This is a genomic window from Mesorhizobium prunaredense, assembly GCF_900156895.1.
GTDB lineage: Bacteria > Pseudomonadota > Alphaproteobacteria > Rhizobiales > Rhizobiaceae > Mesorhizobium > Mesorhizobium prunaredense.
Window position 1 is genome coordinate 61,768 of record NZ_FTPD01000067.1, and the last position, 18,398, is coordinate 80,165.

At 59.7% G+C, this 18,398-nt stretch carries 15 protein-coding genes; 6 read left to right on the top strand and 9 right to left on the bottom strand.

Going from position 1 to position 18,398, the window contains the following annotated elements:
* Positions 1 to 20: 20 nt before the first annotated feature.
* The 5 genes from BQ8794_RS29495 to BQ8794_RS29515 all read left to right on the top strand — a co-directional run bounded on the left by BQ8794_RS29495 (position 21) and on the right by BQ8794_RS29515 (position 5,030).
* The gene (locus tag BQ8794_RS29495; RefSeq protein WP_077382466.1) at positions 21 to 1,067 is read left to right on the top strand and encodes an ABC transporter substrate-binding protein; all 1,047 of its coding nucleotides are present in this window, start codon (positions 21 to 23) and stop codon (positions 1,065 to 1,067) included.
* Positions 1,067 to 1,843, top strand: coding sequence for an ABC transporter ATP-binding protein (locus BQ8794_RS29500; RefSeq protein ID WP_077382469.1), 777 nt, complete (start codon positions 1,067 to 1,069; stop codon positions 1,841 to 1,843). Before BQ8794_RS29495 ends, BQ8794_RS29500 begins: the two co-directional genes overlap by 1 nt.
* A complete protein-coding gene (locus BQ8794_RS29505) occupies positions 1,840 to 2,598 on the top strand; it encodes an ABC transporter permease (RefSeq protein ID WP_244555154.1) in 759 nt (252 codons plus the stop codon). The genes BQ8794_RS29500 and BQ8794_RS29505 overlap by 4 nt, the downstream gene beginning before the upstream one ends.
* A gap of 142 nt (positions 2,599 to 2,740) precedes the next feature.
* On the top strand, positions 2,741 to 4,297 hold the full coding sequence (locus tag BQ8794_RS29510; RefSeq protein WP_077382473.1) for a serine hydrolase: 1,557 nt from the start codon (positions 2,741 to 2,743) through the stop codon (positions 4,295 to 4,297).
* A 313-nt stretch (positions 4,298 to 4,610) separates the two neighbouring features.
* On the top strand, positions 4,611 to 5,030 hold the full coding sequence (locus BQ8794_RS29515) for a DOPA 4,5-dioxygenase family protein (RefSeq protein ID WP_077382476.1): 420 nt from the start codon (positions 4,611 to 4,613) through the stop codon (positions 5,028 to 5,030).
* A 130-nt stretch (positions 5,031 to 5,160) separates the two neighbouring features.
* On the opposite strand, the gene BQ8794_RS29520 is transcribed toward BQ8794_RS29515, so the two are convergent.
* From BQ8794_RS29520 to BQ8794_RS29545, 7 genes are all read right to left on the bottom strand, one after another.
* Positions 5,161 to 8,193, bottom strand: a complete 3,033-nt coding sequence (locus BQ8794_RS29520; protein WP_077382478.1) for a hypothetical protein — start codon at positions 8,191 to 8,193, stop codon at positions 5,161 to 5,163.
* A gap of 77 nt (positions 8,194 to 8,270) precedes the next feature.
* Entirely contained in the window at positions 8,271 to 9,044 is a 774-nt protein-coding gene (locus tag BQ8794_RS35240) for a hypothetical protein (RefSeq protein ID WP_143744757.1), read from the bottom strand.
* A gap of 214 nt (positions 9,045 to 9,258) precedes the next feature.
* A complete protein-coding gene (locus tag BQ8794_RS29525) occupies positions 9,259 to 9,504 on the bottom strand; it encodes a MoaD/ThiS family protein (RefSeq protein ID WP_077382481.1) in 246 nt (81 codons plus the stop codon).
* Positions 9,504 to 11,768 carry a xanthine dehydrogenase family protein molybdopterin-binding subunit gene (locus BQ8794_RS29530; protein WP_077382484.1) on the bottom strand — a complete coding sequence of 755 codons (2,265 nt, stop codon included), beginning with the start codon at positions 11,766 to 11,768 and terminating at the stop codon, positions 9,504 to 9,506. The genes BQ8794_RS29525 and BQ8794_RS29530 overlap by 1 nt, the downstream gene beginning before the upstream one ends.
* 2 nt (positions 11,769 to 11,770) lie before the next feature.
* Positions 11,771 to 12,247, bottom strand: coding sequence for a (2Fe-2S)-binding protein (locus BQ8794_RS29535; protein ID WP_077382487.1), 477 nt, complete (start codon positions 12,245 to 12,247; stop codon positions 11,771 to 11,773).
* Positions 12,247 to 13,107, bottom strand: a complete 861-nt coding sequence (locus BQ8794_RS29540) for an FAD binding domain-containing protein (RefSeq protein ID WP_077382491.1) — start codon at positions 13,105 to 13,107, stop codon at positions 12,247 to 12,249. Before BQ8794_RS29540 ends, BQ8794_RS29535 begins: the two co-directional genes overlap by 1 nt.
* A gap of 267 nt (positions 13,108 to 13,374) precedes the next feature.
* On the bottom strand, positions 13,375 to 14,310 hold the full coding sequence (locus tag BQ8794_RS29545; protein ID WP_077382494.1) for a hypothetical protein: 936 nt from the start codon (positions 14,308 to 14,310) through the stop codon (positions 13,375 to 13,377).
* Between the two features lie 493 nt (positions 14,311 to 14,803).
* On the opposite strand from BQ8794_RS29545, the gene BQ8794_RS29550 reads away from it, so the two are divergent.
* A complete protein-coding gene (locus BQ8794_RS29550; protein WP_077382496.1) occupies positions 14,804 to 16,315 on the top strand; it encodes a glycosyltransferase family 2 protein in 1,512 nt (503 codons plus the stop codon).
* Positions 16,316 to 16,351: 36 nt separating this feature from the next.
* Here BQ8794_RS29550 and BQ8794_RS29555 read toward each other — a convergent pair whose 3' ends face one another.
* Complete coding sequence (locus tag BQ8794_RS29555) at positions 16,352 to 17,344, bottom strand: polysaccharide deacetylase family protein (protein ID WP_167378892.1); 993 nt, start codon at positions 17,342 to 17,344, stop codon at positions 16,352 to 16,354.
* Between the two features lie 4 nt (positions 17,345 to 17,348).
* Positions 17,349 to 18,071, bottom strand: a complete 723-nt coding sequence (locus tag BQ8794_RS29560; protein WP_167378893.1) for a class I SAM-dependent methyltransferase — start codon at positions 18,069 to 18,071, stop codon at positions 17,349 to 17,351.
* Positions 18,072 to 18,398 lie beyond the last annotated feature (327 nt).

Here is an 18,398-nt window from a genome sequence, read left to right on the forward strand (position 1 = left end):
TCCAACAACGGAGCAAGAAGATGAGTGGGAACACATCGCAGTGGAATCGCAGATCGATCCTGAAGGCCGGCGCTGCCAGCCTGGCGGCTTTCGGGCCGGGTCTTCAGCTGTTTGGCGCCAGCGCATCGGCAGCTGCCAAGCTGGTCGTCCAGTATGACTGGCTGATGTCGAACGGCCAGATCGGCGACGTGGCAGCCGTCGCCAATGGCTATTTCAAAGAAGCCGGGCTCGAAGTCGAGTTCAGCCCCGGAGGGCCGAACGCCGCCACCGTGCCGCCGGTGGTGTCCGGTGCCGCCCAGCTCGGCCAATTCTCCGAATCGCCGCAACTCTATGCCGCGCGGGCGAGCGGCGTTCCGGTAAAGATCATCGCCTGCGGCTATCGCACCGGGCCCTATGCGCTGACGTCGAAAGCGGCGAAGCCGATCCGGTCGGTGGCGGATCTGAAGGGGATGCGGATCGGGACGCAGCCGACCGCGCGCTTCGCCATCGACGCGATGCTCGCGAAGAACAAGATCGACCCTTCCGAGGTAACCATCGTCAATGTCGGGTTCGACAAGGCCCCGCTGGTTCGTGGCGACGTGGATGCGATCGGCGGCTGGATCACCAACACGCAGGCGCTCAGCGTCGTCGGCGATGATCGCATCGATCTTCTGTTGTCGGAGCTGGGCCTGGCGTCCTATGCCGACGTCTACTTCGCGACCGACAGCGCCATCGAATCCGATTCCGAGACCCTGGCGAAATTCATCGGCGCGGTCGCCAAGGGTTGGGGCTGGGTCCACGCCAATCCCGAGCAGGCGGTCGACAAGCTCGTCGCGGTCTATCCCGAGATCGACGCAGGCTGGGAAAAGAAGACGATCCCGCTGGTGCTGAAACTGTCGTTTGACGAAAACACGAAAAAGGATGGATGGGGCACGTTCGATCCTGCCTCGATCGAGAGCCAGATCGCGCTGCTTGACCAGATTGGCCAGTATCCAAACGGCAGGCCGAAGGCCGAGGACGTCTATACGACTGAGATTCTCGAACTCAGTGCGGCTGAACGGCCGAAGCTCGGCGCACCTGCCTCTTGATGGCCGCGCCGGCCATCGAGACCTCCGGGCTCGACGTCGGCTATCCCGGCCGGCGCTCGCCAGTGACGGTGATCTCCGGTCTTGAACTGACGGTCGAGGCCGGGACGTTCCTGTCGATCCTCGGGTCTTCGGGCTGCGGAAAGTCGACGTTTCTGCGGGTTGTCGCCGATCTTTTGGCGCCGCTCGCGGGCACGATACGCGTAATGGGCGAAACGCCGTCGGCGGTGCGCTCCGGCCGCGGCGTGGGTTTTGTCTTCCAGGACTCGACCCTTTTGCCGTGGCGCACGGCGCGCGAGAATGTGCGGCTGCCGATCCAGGTCGGCCGCCGCAGCCTGTCGCGCATGATAGACGACCGGGCCGACGAACTGCTCGAACTCGTCGGCCTGTCGGCGCTCAGTGAGCGCCTGCCGCATCAGCTCTCCGGCGGACAACGCCAAAGGCTGGCGATCGCCCGGGCGCTGCTTGGCGAGCCACGTCTGCTTCTGATGGACGAACCCTTTGGTGCGCTTGACGAGATCACCCGCGATCGCCTCAACGACGAACTGCTGAACCTTTGGCGGCGGACCGAAACGACCGTGCTGTTCGTCACACATTCCATTGCCGAAGCCGTCTATCTCGGACAGCGCGTGATCGTGCTTGCCGCCCATCCCGGCCGGATCGTCGCCGACCACGACCTTCGTCCGCTGAAGGGGCCGGACAACAGATGCTCGCGCGAGGATCCGGCGATCGTCGCGGCAATGGCCAGGATGCGCTCCGCCCTTGGAGCGGCCTCGTGAACCGGGGGCCGCTTTCGCCGTTCGCACAAACCGTGCTGCCGATTCTCGGCGCCGGCTCGCTCATTCTTGCATGGCAGGTCCTGCTGCCGCTCGCCGGCGTGCCGGCATACATCGTTCCGACGCCGACCGCGATAGCGGGCGTGTTTGCCAGGAACGGATCGCTTCTCCTGTCGAACCTCTGGCCGACGGCCATCGAGGCACTCTCCGGCTTCGTGCTCGGCAACCTCGCCGCAGTGCTGCTGGCGGTCGTCTTCGTGCACAGCCGCACGCTTCAGGCTGCCTATTTTCCGGTCGTGCTGTTCTTCAATACGATCCCGGTGCTGGCGCTGGCGCCGGTCGTCATCCTCATCTTTGGCCTCGGCATGCTGCCCAAGATCGTGATCGCGGCAGTGATCTGTTTCTTCCCGACGCTCATCAACATGATCCGGGGCCTGGAATCGGCGAGCCCCAGCGAGCACGAGCTGTTTCGCGTGCTGTCGGCGACGCGTTGGGAAGTATTCTGGCGCCTGCGCCTGCCGCGTGCGCTGCCAATGCTTTTCGCGTCGCTGCGGATCGCCTCGGCGACCGCTGTGATCGGCGCGATCGTCGGCGAATGGATCGGCTCCGACAAAGGTCTCGGTGCGCTGATCATCCAGGCGACCTTCAACTACCAGTCCGACCGGCTCTACGCCGCCATCGTGCTCTCATCGCTGTTGTCGATCGGGTTCTTCGTCGCGGTCGTCGCCGCTGAGCGGTGGTCCGTTCGATACCGTTGACCGGCTGGTTCCCAGGGATTTTCGCCTTGGCATCGCGCGGCGGGCTTTTCTCTACTCGCCCAGGCGAGGCTTGTGCCTTCCCCGCGTCGGCCTGTAGTATGACCGGTGCTTGCAGAGTGCTTGCAGGGGGAGGAACTCGAGCGTGGGCCTGGGTCGGAATTTCCGCCGTTGGGGGATGCGGGCCTTCATCGCCGTCATGGTGCTTTCGCCACATGCGGCGTCGGCTGACACCATTACGCCCGAGCGGATCGCGGCAGCCCTGTCGAAGCTCGAGGCGCTCGCCGAAGGCGTCGTCGCGGATGGCGGGGTGCCTGGTCTCGCCATCGGGGTCGTCCATGACGACAAGGTGGTCTTCCTCAAGGGTTTCGGACATCGCCAGGCCGGCAAACCGGAGGCAGTCGATGCCGACACGGTGTTCCAGATCGCCTCGCTCTCCAAGCCGGTCTCAGCAACGATCGTGGCGGCGCTGGTCAGCGACGAGATTGTTTCCTGGGATGCGAAGATCGCCGACCTCGATCCGGCCTTCCGGCTGTCCGAGCCCTATCCGACCAGCGAACTCACGGTCCGCGACCTGTTTTCGCACCGCAGCGGACTTCCCGGCACCGCCGGAGACGACCTCGAGGACATTGGCTATGACCGCGCGGAGATACTGCGCCGTCTGCGGTTCGTGTCGCCATCGTCGAGCTTTCGCGCCGGCTACTCCTACAGCAATTTCGGACTGACCGAGGGCGCCGTCGCGGCGGCGAAGCCGACAGGCAAGCCTTGGGAGGAGGTCGCCGAGGAGAAGCTCTACCATCCGCTTGGAATGGTCTCGACCAGTTCCCGTCATGCGGACTTCATCAAGCACGCCAATCGCGCCGCGCTCCACGTCAAGCTCGATGGCGTCTGGACCGCGAAGGTAAAGCGCGATCCGGATGCGCAGGCGCCCGCGGGCGGCGTCAGCTCCACGGCGCGCGATCTCTCGCAATGGGTGCGCCTGGTGCTCGGTAATGGCGTCTATGCCGGCGAGACCCTCATTAAAGCCGACGCGCTGGACCAGACGCATGTTCCCCTGATGACGCGGGGCAAGAACCCGGTCTCCGGCAGCGAGTCCTTCTACGGCCTCGGCTGGAATGTCGAATTCGGCCGGCATGGCCTGAGCTGGGGGCATGCCGGCGCCTTCAGCGTCGGCGCCCGCACCCTGGTGACGCTCTTCCCGGAGGAGAAGCTTGGCATCGTCATCGTCGCCAATGCCTTTTCGACAGGCGTGCCGGAAGGCTTGTCCGAGAGCTTCGCCGATATGGCCTTTGACGGAAAGATCGAGAAGGACTGGGTCAAGGCATGGGACGATACCTATGCGGGCTTGTTCGGCCCGGCGGTCGCCGCCGCCAAGGCCGCCTATGCCGCGCCGCCGTCTCCGGCGAGCTTGGCCGGGCCGGCCAGCGCCTATAAAGGCCGCTATTTCAACGACTTCGTCGGCGATGCGGTTGTGTCGGGTGAGGGCGACGGCCTTGTGCTCAAGGTCGGGCCGGGCGGCGCCCGGTCCTATTCACTGGAGCATTTCGACCGCGACATGTTCCTGACCTATCCGGACGCCGAGACGCCGGACGCGCCGTCTGGCGTGAGCTTTGTGCTAGGCCCCGACGGCAAGGCGTCGACCATGACGATAGAGTTTCTCGACGGCAATCATCTCGGCACGCTCGCGCGCGTCGGTGACTAGGGGTTGTGAGACGGTTGTCCCGATTATCCCCCGCAAGACGCAGGGCAATGGCATATGGCAGCGCCGGCCCCCACTCCGGCCGCTGCGCGGCCACCTCTCCCCCATGATATGGGGGAGAGGAAACCCAAGCCTTTCAAGGCCGCGACCTCGGCGATTGGCGTTTCCTCTCCCCCACGATGTGGGGGAGAGGTGGCTCGGCGAAGCCGAGACGGAGTGGGGGAGCGCCATATGCGGCTGCAAGACGCGGCATCAATCGACAAGGTCGGCCTTCCATGCTTCGGGTCTGCCGTAATCATCGAAGGAGAGCATCAAGGTGAACGAAGACGCCGCCAGTCCAAGGCCGCTTGCGGAAATTGCCAGCTATCACGCGCATATCTACTACGACGGGCAGGCCGAGCGCCAGCATGCCGAATGGCTGCGCCTGCGCATCGGCGAGCGCTTCCGCGTGCGCCTGGGCAGTTGGCGCGACGAGCCGGTCGGCCCACACAAACAGGCCATGTACCAGGTCTCCTTCGCCACCGGGATTTTCGCTACCCTCGTTCCGTGGCTGATGCTGAACCATGGCGGCTTGAGCATCCTCGTCCACCCCAACACCACCAACCCCAAGCGCGACCATCTGGTCGACTCGATCTGGATCGGGCGGGCGTTGGGGGTGAACGGAGAGATTCTTGGCGAAGAGGACGAGGCGGAAGAGGCGCTGGAGGTGAATACTGAGCCGACGTTGGGGGCTTAGGGGAGGGCGAATTTATTGCTGGTGGCGGCCCGACTTGGCCGACGAAAACTGTCTGCCTTGGGGCCGGCTGCGGACCGGCAGGTTTAAAACGCCGAATTTGCAAATGAGACAATCCACGCACCAAACCCGCTCACGCCCGATACGAAGCTTCCCGATTTGCATCGCGCCTGCGTTCATCTGTGATATTCTGCTCCATTTGTGACATCGTTTTATCAATCCATCGATGGACATTTGGATTTCTTGAAAGCTCCCGCAGTTGCAGCAATAAATCGCGTTCGGCTTCTAACTTGTTGGCATACGAACCCCACCACATGCCGGTGGTTAGCCTGGAGCGTAGAGCATTCAGTCTTTCCGCACGGTCCACATGAGCATCGACAAATGACACAAATGCCGAATTCCAATTGCGCGCATTTTTTGTGCCATCAAAGAGCTGAATCCAATCCAGAATAAACGGCATTCGCTCCTCTTTATTCTCAAGCATCCACGGCACGTAAATTTCAGCCGGAATATCGTTGAACACGCCAGGAGCCGAGGGCTCTCCCACGCCTGCTTCGAACAAACTTCGAAGTCGATATAGGGCTCGCCCGTCTAGGGATTCTAGAGCTTCGTGGTATTTCTCCCAAACCAAACGTGGTGAGCTGGATATTATGCGCCGAAGTATCTTTTGGGCGTAATCGTCGAACGAGAGTTGAACATTGTACTCCTTGACGGACGTCACGCTGATGATGAAGTCCACCAATTCGACACTAAAGGCATCATCTACATGGCCACCATTAAGGACCTTTTCGACCAACTCGCACCAATGATACCAGTCCATGTTTGAATATCGTGGTTTATCGAATAAGGCGCGGTTGGTCACAACCGCTTTAAGACTTTGAAGCAGTCTCCCTTCATTGGGATCAGAGCGATACAAAACGTGCACCAGGAAATCGACGGCCGCCCATGCTCCGTGAGCTTGTTTGGTCAGCAATGTGCTCACCAGCAGCTCAATCAAACCGTAATCAACGGTTTGCAGAATATCGTTGAAGGCGATGACAGAAACCTGATGCGGTTCAACCGTATCGTTTTGCACAAACTCGATTGCGCGTCGCATGAGCGCGTCATCCAGCCCGACCGAAGCAAGAAATTCGACTGATGCCCCGCTTAAACTCTGAACATCAAGTGCGAGCGCCAGGCATTCGAGGCCTTTGTTTCTGTCGGTTTGGGCCGCACCGGAAATGACATTGCGCGCAATATTTGAAATGACCGCAATTTCGCCGTCTGCGGTTATGTTTTGCACAAGATGTCGCAACAGATGTTCGGGGTCATCGACATGCCGCGCAATGCGAACCACGGCAATCCATCCTGAATTCGTGTTTCTTTCCAAAAGCGTATCTAAGAACGGAAAGAAATATGCGGCTTCATTCGGCGCTGCATCGACAAGCTCGTGTATCTTGTTTTTGCCGTAGTGATGATCGTTATCACCCTCCCGGTCATAACTGACATCCGGATCATGAATATCTGTCGCCCAACCGCTGCTGTAAAAGTGAATTTGCTCTAGCGGATCGGTCGGAAGAAGCTCGTCGTAGTATTCACGAAGCCGTCGCTGGTACGGCTCATCCGCACCGTTTCGATCAAAATACAGCCATTCATTGACCCCAAGTGCTGCTTTGTGCCATGCGGGGTAAGCTTTGCGCAACCGCGCTATCATTGCCTGAATTTCATCGAGCAAACTGACATTGGAGAACAGACTCCTCAAATGCGAACCGATAGTGTTTAGCGCCGTCTGATGGCTCGGATCTTTGGTATTAAGGGCAATTCGCTCAAGGCGTGACAGTGCTGCGCGATAATAATCGAAAACCTCTCCATATGTTTCGGGTTGCCAATCCTGCAAAGCTTCTCCGGCTCCGATATGTTCCGAGCCGCCGGACCTGGAAAAATGCCAATTTTCGAGCATACGATTAAGTGCATCAACGCAGAGCTTGCGCACCCGTTCATCGGCGTCAGCCAAGCCGTCATCCAGCACAACGAGCTTTTCTTCCGGCGTAGCTTCCGTTCCTGATAGATAAAGCTGGTACAAGCCGGTGAACTGACCAGATGCGTTGTTCGCCCAATTTTCGTTTTCCGCTGCACCAAGCTTTAGCAGCAACCTTGCCGCAGCATCAAAGGTCTGACGGCGGAAAACCAGCTTTTCCAACGCCCAAATAGCGTATCGCCTGCCTGTGTCAAATGCTGCGAGTTCATCGATTGATTTACCCGAAAGTAGTCTGTCCAAGTGCTCCATCGTTGCATCGGGAGCAAGGTGAACAAAGCGGTCGAGGAGCTTTGATCCGAACTCACTGTCCAGTGCAGCCTCGTTTGGCAACGCCTCAGAAAGCAAAGCTCGACCAAAATTTGATACCCTGTCTGACCACGACACCCAACGCAGGCGTCCAACCATTCTCAGCTTCATCTCTTCGCTGAGAGAACGGAACAAGTCCTCCAACGTCCCAGCGGGGTTGCTTTCGAGCCATTGATTTGACAAGCGCATGGCGAGAGGGAGCGGTTGCACTTCCCCATAATCCCCCTGACGAAACAGGACCCCTCGCTCGGCAAAGCGCCGCAATTCGTTGAACATTTGTCGTGCTGTCTTGCCGCAATAATCCGCTATTTCTTCGAGTTCTTTTGCGGCATCGTTTTCCATTCCAACGATTGTGAAAAGGCTCAGAAGTTGTAGGCCTTCAAAGGCTGATTGGTCGATTTCATGCTCGCCCCAAACGATCCTCGAAATCAGTGTCTCAACCGAGCTCAGTTCTTCGTCTCCGCCTTCCAAGGCCCGGGATGCGAAAACCGCCATCCTCGGGAAACCTTGCGACAAGTCGCGGATTAGCGAAGCATTCTTTTCACTGAGCTGTTTGTTTGTTGCCTCGGCAATACGGCCGATCAACTCGTTCGACGCGGCATTGAGTTCAACGATCAGATTACGGCGCATACCGTACGCCTTGGTCTCCACGCCTATCGTTATGAGATGGCAGCGTGAACCGTCCCGATGGACGGTTTCACTCAACCGCGTATGTACGGAGTCTGGGCAGTCATCGATAATCATTAACGCACGCGATCCGGTGTCGGCAATTTCGCGCGCTATATTCAAAAGACGATCTCTAACGTCCTCGTAGAAACAGTAGATGACCTGCCCCTCGCTCAAGACATCCTGAGGCAACGCGGCCTGGCCTGCGATGAGCTGGTGGACGAGACGCGTTTTTCCAAATCCTGACGGTCCGATTACGCGAACGGCATTTCCCCGTGTAGCGAGAAAGGTAGATATGACCTCCCGGATTTCGTCAAAGGATTTCGCCTGCGAAATCGAGGCATCCTCGTTTTGCCAAGTTTGGATTTCCGATCCCTTGGCGACAACCGTGTATCGTCATTTTGCTGAAATGCGATTTCGGAAATCTCAGGAGCACGCCCCCAATCATCGAAGGTTTGAAAGCCGCCAAGATGGACATCTCGCAGCAAGGCATTGAGCCATAGCGCTACTGACGGATGCGTATTCGTCCATGCAGCAAGTCTATTGCAATCGTAAATTTGGATCGAGGATAGCAGGGATGGATCGTTGCCCGCATCGTTGATCCCCTCTCGAATAGCTTTTATGCGGCGATCGACGTTTGTGCCGACAACCGGCGTGGGTGTAACGATGACATAGGCACCGCTTTGTGAAATGGCTTCCTTAAGAGCCTCGCTCAATTTTGGAGCATTCGTGCCTTGTGTGGATTTGGTCTGGGTCTCCGCCTTCAACCCTGCGGGAGAGGTTGTTCCTTTCTTACTTTGAAAAACTGTAAAACGGCTTGGCAACCAATCGGTTTCATTTGGGCCGCCAGACCATGAGACACGCGCATCGTCACCGCCGTCTGGAATGGTTATCTGCGCAGGGGCAGTACCGGATCGCAACGGAATAGAATTTTTGTTCAGCTCCGTACTGATAAGGCGGCGAAGCAGGTCTACAACTTGATTTTCATCTAACCGTTCAATTTGGTCCGAAGTAACCTCAAAAATCATTGCCCGCCCACTCGGTTAAAGATCTTAAATCATTCTGCTTTATAGGATCCGCAAAGAATGTTGCCTAGTCACGGCCCGCACTGGTCAATTTAACAAAAATAGCGACTTTCTGCAGCTCCTTCGCGACCGCTTTGAAAGTCTGGCTTTGAGCCGTCGAACGACCGAAATGAGGGCGCAAAGCTGCCATTCTATATACCGCGCGTCCTCGCCCCACTCACCCCCCAGCCAACCGCGGTAGCAGAAAGATCTCCGCCCCCTGCGGCAGTTCCTTCGACCACGTATCTCGATAAATTGTCCCGTCTATGGCGACTGCGATGCCGCGGTCGATGTAGGGCTCGAAGCCGGGATACTGCTCAGCCAGCTTCCTGAACAGCTCCCGAATATCCTTCGCCTCGATCTCGACCTTGCTCTTGCCTCCTGCGATTGCGCCGAGCGATCCCCAGAGCGTTACTTCGACCATCAGCCTCCCCGTTCCGCCTCGATCGCCGCGAGAATCCGCGGTGGCGACATCGGGATATGCGTCATCCGCACGCCCGCGGCGTTCGACACCGCATTGGCGATCGCCGCCAGCGGCGGCACGATCGAGGTCTCGCCGACGCCACGCACCCCGTAAGGATGGTTGGGATTGGGGATCTCGAGGATCTGCGTGTCGATCATCGGCAGGTCCGAGCAGACCGGGATGCGGTAGTCGAGGAAGCCGGGGTTCTGCAGCCGCCCGTCCTTGCCGTAGATGTACTCTTCGTTGAGCGCCCAGCCGATGCCTTGCGCAGCACCCCCCTGGTACTGCCCCTCGACATAGGTCGGGTGCACCGCCTTACCGGCATCCTGCACGACGGTGTAGCGCAGGACCCTCGTGGCGCCGGTCTCCGGATCGACCTCGATATCGCAGACATGGGTGGCGAAGGAGACGCCGGCGCCGTCGGCGACGAGCTCGCTGTGGCCGGCGATCGGCCCGCCCGTTTTTCCAGACGCGGCCGCGATCTCCCTTAGGGACAGCGCTGCAAGGTTGCCGTACTTCTCGCCTTTGGCAATCGCGTGGCCTTTTTCCCAGACGACATCGTCGAGGGGAATGTCCCACATCTGGGCGGCGCGCTCGCGCAGGATCTTGATGGCGTTGCGGGCGGCCGAGATCGTCGCCATCGAGGAGGAGAAGGTGCCGCGGCTGCCGTCCGTCATGTCGTTGTAGCCGAGGCTGGAGGTGTCAGCCACCACCGCCTTGACCTGCTCATAAGCGATGCCGAGTTCCTCCGCCGCCACCAGCGACAGCGACGCGCGGGAACCACCCACATCGACCGTGCCGACGGCAAGCGAGACCGAGCCGTCCATGCCGATGTTGAGGTCGGTGCAGGTCTGGCCGCCGAAGTTGAACCAAAAGCCGCAAGCCATGCCGCGGCCCTGGTTCTTGCCCAGCGGCGCCTTCATGTGCGGATGGTTCTTCGCCGCTTCCAGCGTCGGGCCGATGCCGATCGGGCCGTAGACCGGGCCGTAGGACGATCTGGTGCCTTCCTGGGCGGCGTTCTTGATCCGGAACTCGACCGGATCCATGCCGATCTCCTTGGCCAGCTCGTCGACGGCACTTTCCACCGCAAACGCCGCCATCGGCGCCGATGGCGCGCGATAGGCGGCCGTCTTCGGCCGGCTGACCAGAACTTCGTAGCCAACCGTCCTGACGTTCTCGAGCCTGTAGCAGGCGAACGCCGTCATGGCCCCGATCTCAGCCCACATCCCGGCATAGGGGCCGCAGGAATAGCGCAGTGTCGCCTCGGCCGCGGTGATCGTGCCGTCCTTGCGGGCGCCGATTCTGACGTCGATCGAGGTGGCGCTGGTCGGCCCGGAGGCGCGGAACACCTCGTCACGCGTCATCACCAGCTTGACCGGCCGTCCGGCCTTGCGCGACAGCGCCAGCGCCACCGGCTCGGCCCAGACATGGGTCTTGCCGCCGAAACCGCCGCCGATCTCCGACGAGGTGACGCGCAGCTTCGAGGCTTCCATGCCAAGCAGTTGGGCGCAGTGCTGGCGGTAGACGAAATGGCCTTGCGTGCAGACCCAAAGGTCGGCGGTGCCGTCGGCGCTGACGCTCGCCACGCAGGCATGCGGCTCGATATAGCCCTGGTGCGTCTGCTCGGTCTTGAAGGAGCGTTCGACGACGTAGTCGGCCTGGCCAAATCCCTCATGGACGTCGCCATGGCCAAACTGCGTGCGCTTGGTGACGTTGGAAGGCCTGACGGGCTTTTCCTCGAGGCCCTCGGTGAAGATGGCGTCGTTAAGTAGGGGTGCCGTGTGCTTCATCGCCTCGTCGACATCGGTCACATGCGGCAGCACCTCATAGTCGACTTCGATAAGCTTCAGCGCCTGCCTTGCCGTGCGGGCGTCGACCGCGGCGACCGCGGCCACCGCATGGCCGTCATAGAGCGCCTTCTTGCGCGCCATGCAGTTGTCGAGAATGTCGTACATGGCGGCATCGCCGTCGGTGAGGTCGGGCAGGTCGGCCGCGGTGATCACCGCCTTCACGCCGTTGAGCTTCTCCGCCTTCGAGGTGTCGATCTTCCTGATCGTGGCGTGCGCGTGCGGGCTTCTCAGAACACGTCCGACCAACTGGCCGGCCATGTTGAAGTCCGCGCCATAGCGGGCGCGGCCCGTTACCTTGTCGACGCCGTCGGGGCGGATGGGACGCGTGCCGACGGAGGTGAAATTGCGTCCGGAATAGCGCGGATCGAAGTTCATCGTCATGCTCCCTTCATCACGCTGGCGGCGTCCTGGACGGCGCGCACGATCTTGTCATAGCCGGTACAGCGGCAGAGGTTCCCGGCGAGGCCGAAGCGGATTTCCTCCTCGGTCGGGTCGGGGTTCTTCGCCAAAAGGTCCTTCGCCGCGATCAGGAAGCCCGGCGTGCAGACGCCGCATTGCAGCGCCGCGTGCTCGAGGAACTTCTGCTGCAGCGGATGCAGCCTGTCGCCATGCGCCATGCCCTCGATGGTCTCGACGCGCCGACCTTCGGCCTCGGCGCCAAGCACCAGGCACGAGCACACCAGCCGGTCGTCGAGGATGATGCTGCAGGCGCCGCAGTCGCCGGTGCCGCAGCCTTCCTTGGCACCCGTCAGCCCGAGGCGGTCGCGCAGCACGTCGAGCAGCGTCTCGTCCGGCTGGCAAAGGTACTCGACATTGTCGCCGTTGATTGTGGTTAAAACTGCTACACCAGCCATCATTTGCCTCCTGCACGCGCATAGGCGGTCGTGGCGGCCCGCCTGGCCAGCACACCCGCAACTTTTCTTCTGAACTCGATGGTGCCCCGCTTGTCGTCGATGGGGCGGCAGGCCCCCGAGCAGACCTTGGCGAGCCGCTCAAGTGCCGCTTCGTCCAGCTTCCTGCCGATGAGGGCCTCGGCCGCCTCTTCCACCAGCAGCACCGTCGGCGCCACGGCGCCCAGTGCCACGCGGGCCGATTTGACCACACCTTGTTCATCGAGCGTCAGGTTCACCCCGGCGCTGACCACGGCGATGTCCATCTCCGTGCGTGGAATGAAACGCAGATAGGCATCGCCGGAGCGCGGCGCGCGCCTGTCGAGCAGGATCGCCTCGATGATTTCTCCCTTGGCGAGCGACGTCTTGCCAGGCCCGGTCGGGACTGCCTCCACCACGACGGTGCGCCTGCCTGCTGGCCCGACAATCAATGCCCTGGCGCCGGCGGCCACCAGCGCCGGCACGCTGTCGGCGGCCGGCGAGGCGTTGCAAAGATTGCCGACGATGGTGCAGCGACCCTGCACCTGTTTCGAGCCAATCAGCTTGGCCGCTTCGACGACGCCCGGCCATTCCCTCATCAAGGCCGCGCTCTCTCCCATCAGGGCGCAGGAGACCGCGGCACCGATGCTGAAGCCCTCCGCCGTTTCCCTGATCTCGACCAGTCCATCGATTGCCTTGATGTCAACGATCAGGTCGGGCTCGATAAAGCCGCCTTTCATTCTCACCAGGAGGTCGCTGCCTCCGGCGAGAATGGCGGCGGTGCCAGGCGAGCCGGCCAACTGGCCAACGGCATCTTCCATTGAAAGCGGACGTATGTAGCGCATCGTCTCCCCTTGTCATCGCAATTCTGTCGGCCTGTTATAGAGCCTTGGATCGGAATGGTCATCCGGTTCTGCATCAGCAGCGATTAGGCCAGGCGCCGCAAAATCGCGTCTCCAATTTACCTGGCGTGCGCCAGAGCAACTCCACTTCTCGTTTCCAATCGGCGGGCAACATTGCGCCCTCATATCGACCACCGGCGGTCGCCAGCTGACCGAGTCTGAGACGTAGAGCGGCGGGGCGGGCGGGCCCTTTACCGGCGCGTTCTCAATTCAGGGCGCCGGGTTGAACTCGAGCAATTTGAAACAATCGCCGCTTCCCGACTTCAACTGCGTCAGCAAATGTTTCGACCGATCGATCCATTCCTGGTGCGATCTGGCATCGGCTTCGATCTCGTCGACCGGTCCAAGCTTGACGAAGCTGCGCCCCTGGCTGAAAAGCCAGCACGCACGGCCGAGAAGTCTTCGGCTGCGCTGGCGCAAGAGGTCGGCATCATAAAAGATGTCGAGCACCTCCTGCTTGATCTTTGCCTCCTTTTCAGGATTTGCGATCGCAACCGCGATTGAGTCTCCGCCGATCGCATCCTGCAGGTCCTTGTAGTCGAGAGCGAGCTGAGTGGTGGCATATTTGATCTCGCTCTCATCCCGGACGATGTTGAACCACAGCGTGGGATCGAGTTCGTTGACGACGAACGATGCTTCGAAATCGCGCGATAAATTCAGGATCTCGAACCCTTGAACCTCAACGTCGCGCTCAACCAGAAGGATCTGGGCGACCTGCTTGCCGAGTTCCGCCCCGTGCGCGCTGATCGCGGCGTTCGTTCCACCGAGCTCCGGGCTGATGTAAGGCCCGCCATCATCCAGCAGCGCATCGAATTCGCCAAGGAATTCGACGACGGCGGCGCCGCGAGCAATGCGCGCGGCCAGTTTGGCGAGAGCCAGCTGCAGCTCCGTTTCGCGTTTGCGCTGGTCCTGATAATTCTGCTGAAAAAAGAAGATGAACAGGGAAACGCCAATTCCGATCAGGATCACGCCGAGTTGGGAAAAGATGTTGCGATAATACTCCAACAGCTTCTCACGATGGCGCATGTCGTGGCGCACGCTGTGTGCCACACGAATATTGACGATCAGCGAAAGGATCAGGAGCCCGGCACCGACGAGGATGAGGCCGCCGATGAGGAAATAGCCATGGCCTGAGCTGAAATCCATGCGTTTGCCGCGTCCCTGAAGCCCCAGACCGTGCAGACTAATACCATTCCGCTTCAACGCCTACATGTTCGTAGGGGGCGTCAACATCCGGAAGAGCCCTTTCGAGACCTTCGGGGGCCGTTTTCCGTTCAAAAATCCGACATGCGCGCGACCAGCGCTGCTGACCCGTTGGCGACATTCAAGTTTCGGGGGCAAGGGCAAGTCGCGACCCCAATGCGGGACGTCGGCGAGGCTCCACAAGCTGTTGTGATGTCGATGCGGCCGCGGAGAGTCGGATCCTGGCGTTCGCGCGGGATCTAAGTGGCTACCTCCACACGCCGGTATACTCCCTCGACGCACCATCGGCCGCTGAGCTGCCTTTTGCCATCTTGATCCGCTCCCAGAAAAAGTTAACGTTCTACGGACTAATTGCCGCCGCGAAGGCGCGCTCACCATCCTGGTCGCGATATCCTCAAGAGGTCACGAGCGTTCGGATGCCTTGGACAGGACCACTATGCCGCAGGTTTCCATAGTCATCCCCGTCCACAATCAGCCCATGCTAATCCTCGAAGCGGTGGCTTCACTTAAGGCGCAATCCCTCGCCGACTGGGAAGCCATTCTCGTTGACGATGGGTCAACCGATGAAACACCCGCCGTGCTTCAGAATCTCGCGTCCCATGACCCCAGAATTTCGCTCTGGTTGCAGACACAGCAAGGTGCTGCTTCGGCCAGAAACACAGGGGCGGCAAAAGCAAAGGCAGATTGGTTGCTCTTTCTCGACAGCGACGACTGGCTCGCTCCTAATGCCCTTGGCTCCCTATTGCGCGTTGCCGGCCAGGATGTGCATCTTGTGCACGCCTTAGGCCTTCGCGTGTGCGGGAGCCGCAGCCAGGATCGATCGCAGGTACGCCTGCCCGGGGGCGACTTATTCCATCGCCTTGCATCAACGGCGACGTTTATGATCCATGCATGCATATTGAAAAACTCGACCTTTCACGAGCTTGGCGGTTTTGATGAAACATTGATGGGCTGCGCAGACTGGGATCTCTGGCAACGTGTCATCCGGTCTGGCGCCCGCTGCAGGGGCGTTGATGAGTTCGTGGCCTTTTATCGCCAAACAGAATCCTCGCTCAGTACCTACTACGAGCAGGAGTTTCGAGACGGTCTCATCGTCATCGCCCGGGGGCACGGCCCCGATCCCCGAGTTCCAAGACCTCATCCCATGTATGCCGAAGGCGTATCGCCTGCAGAGTTCCCCGCTGCGGCATATCGCTTTGCCAGTTGGTTGGCGGGTCTTGCAATCGCACGCAAGCACTCACTCCAGGGCGTCTTGAGAGGGATGCAAGCTCTTCCTGCCGAGCCCTTGGCAGCTTCTGATATCGGAGCGGCCTTGTTCGACGCCATTCCCATCGGATTAGGCGACTTCAGGCCCAATTGGGAAACCTGCTGGCCTACACTGAAACCTCACCTTCAAGAGTTCACAGAAAAAATTGGCACGATTGCTCACTGCGGGCCTTCTTTCGTGAACGACGTGCTGGACCATACCGAACGTCTCGCCGCTACCGCTAATGCGTCCGACACCATTGGCGTTGTTGGAAGTGTGGCCTCGCGGGTCGTCCGAATTCCCGGAGCCATTCCGCAGATCAATCTTGGTCCAGGCATCAGGTCTTTCATTGCCGTCGTTCGCTCCGATCGAGCCGAGGTCGGACAAGTGGAAGTCCTCGTTGACCAGAATTTCTCTAGTGCACGTGTTAGGGAGATGATCATCGAGCGGTACTTACGAGAGGTGTTGTCGACTTACTTAAAAAGAGCTCCGTTTTCTATGATTTTTGGAACGACCACACATTTAATCGTTCAGAAGAAACTTATCTCATCTTTTACAAAGTTTCTACGAGAGCGCTCGGTGGGCCCTTTGCTCAAGAAGCAGATCTGCCAAGCCGTGATGGCGCAGAATTTCGTGCTTCCGATCGTGGAGACTGGCGTGATCTCGACCCGACTGAAGGCCAGATCACGGGCTGAACAATGACGCCGCGACCGTGCTCGCCGAACATGGGCTTATGCATCAATTGGCGTCCAGATATCTGACAATGCTCTCGTTCGTCATCATGATCCGCGGCAGCACCAGAGGGAGGTCCGTGTTCGCCACAGGTCTGGGGTAGGCCGACACGGCGCAGACCAGCCCCGACTCTTTTGCGCATTCGATGGTCAGGTCGGAATAGTCGCCATAGGGGTAGGCGAATGTGGTGCATGGGCGGCACGACAGGTCCTCGCACGTCCGGCAGCTTTTTTGGATCTCCTTCAGCTGGATGTGCCGATCCCACAATGGGAGGGAAACGTGGGTGTCCGTGTGACCTGAAATGTCCAAGCGCGACCTTCGCGAGAGCATTCGGGCTTCATCAATCGTCATGGGTCGGTGGCTGGTTCGAGGCGCCAAGTCACTGCCGACCTGGCGAGCGAGTGATTCGATTGCTTGGTACTGCACATCAAAAGAGGCTGGCTTCAGAACCTTCCAAAGCTTGAGATAGGCCTGCTCGCGCGCAGTTCGAGGCGGCTCGTGCATAGCTCGCCACCCTCGGCCCAATTGATAGTCATCGGTCTGTTCACCCAGATCAACATGAGCATCGCGACCGGCGACGACGATGGAGGCTGGTCCTGCGGCCCTAGGATCGAAGATAACCCGTTCGAGAGCATCGTTCCAGAACTCATCGGTTTTCCCGAGCATGGACGTTACCAGAAAGAACGTAGCTGGAAGACCGAGCGTTTCCAGGACAGGCGCCGCGATTAAGGCATTGCACGCGTAGCCGTCGTCGAAAGTAATGGCTGCAGCGTCAGGTGGAAGGCTTCCTTCAATGTGCCTCGATGCGAACTCGCGCAACGGTAGCACACGTCTCGTCTTTGCGAGGTCCCGCACCTGCTTCTCGAAATTGGTTGGCGAAACGGCGAGTTCCCACGGATCCAGGTCCGTTGCAACGATGCGATGATACATCAGGATCACCGGCTTGAAGACGCGGCGACGTAAAACGCCGCGCAACCTTGTCTTGAGCGTCCAAGCCATTCTATTAGCCTTTTGTGGCGCATATCCCGATGGTGACGGGAAAGTGATGATCCTGCGCGTGTAGCATTTCTGGCTTGAGCTCTTCCGCAGCAATACCTTCGAGAAAGCATACCGCAGAGCAGACGTTTCCATAGACGGCAATATGCGTCGAGTCCGCCCCAAAGACATCCGAGAACAATCGGCGAGCGGAAGCTTCCGTCAGCGACCAATACCAGGTTTCATATTCCTGATGATGATCAATGGGCGTCAGGCCTGGCACCGTTACAAGTACGGTTCCACCGCTCTTGAGGAGCCGGAAGAGCGCAGAAACGGCCTCCTGCAGATCAAAGATGAGATGCAGAGTCTGGGTCAGTACAATCGCATCGAACTTATCGTTCCATTCTGCGCCCAGGTTCGTGAGGTCGCCGACGATCGTCGCGCGGGTATTTTCAGGACGCAAGTCGACGATATCACGCTGTGTCGTTCTCGATCCTCCGAAGCGAGCCGTGTAGCCGTCGTCGACGACTTCAAGCGTTCTACCGTGGATGCTTGACGCGTGTTCCGCCAGAAATCTTTCGATGTAGATACGATCAATTGGTGTTCCGCGATCATACCCGAAATCTCGACTGATCGGATCAGTCCGCTCGAAGTCGCCAAAGCGCACCCTTCCGACGCCGGGTGGGCCATATCTCATCAGCCGCCTCAATCGTTTCTTGACGATTTTCGGCAAGAGGCGATGGGCAAGCATCCTACATTTTGCGTAGCGAACTCCCCGGGCGCTCTCAGGCATCACATACTGTCGGGTCCTGCCAAATGGTTTCACGCCTTGGCTTCGTGCTATTGGGCTGCTGCTCTGAGCGGTGAGTGGCGCACCTTGGTCATCGACCTAGCTCCCGAGGGATGCGAACTCGGCCCGACTACCTTTCGACGTGATTGCAAACCCATGTTACGGGTGTCAGTCGCGGGGCGCAAGACCTTCGTAACCTGGCGAGTGGCCCCGCGCCTCGGGAAGTGCTACGCCCTTTGGACGGCCATGGGAATGCCCACTGTATTGGCCATGCCATAGAGACCGTGG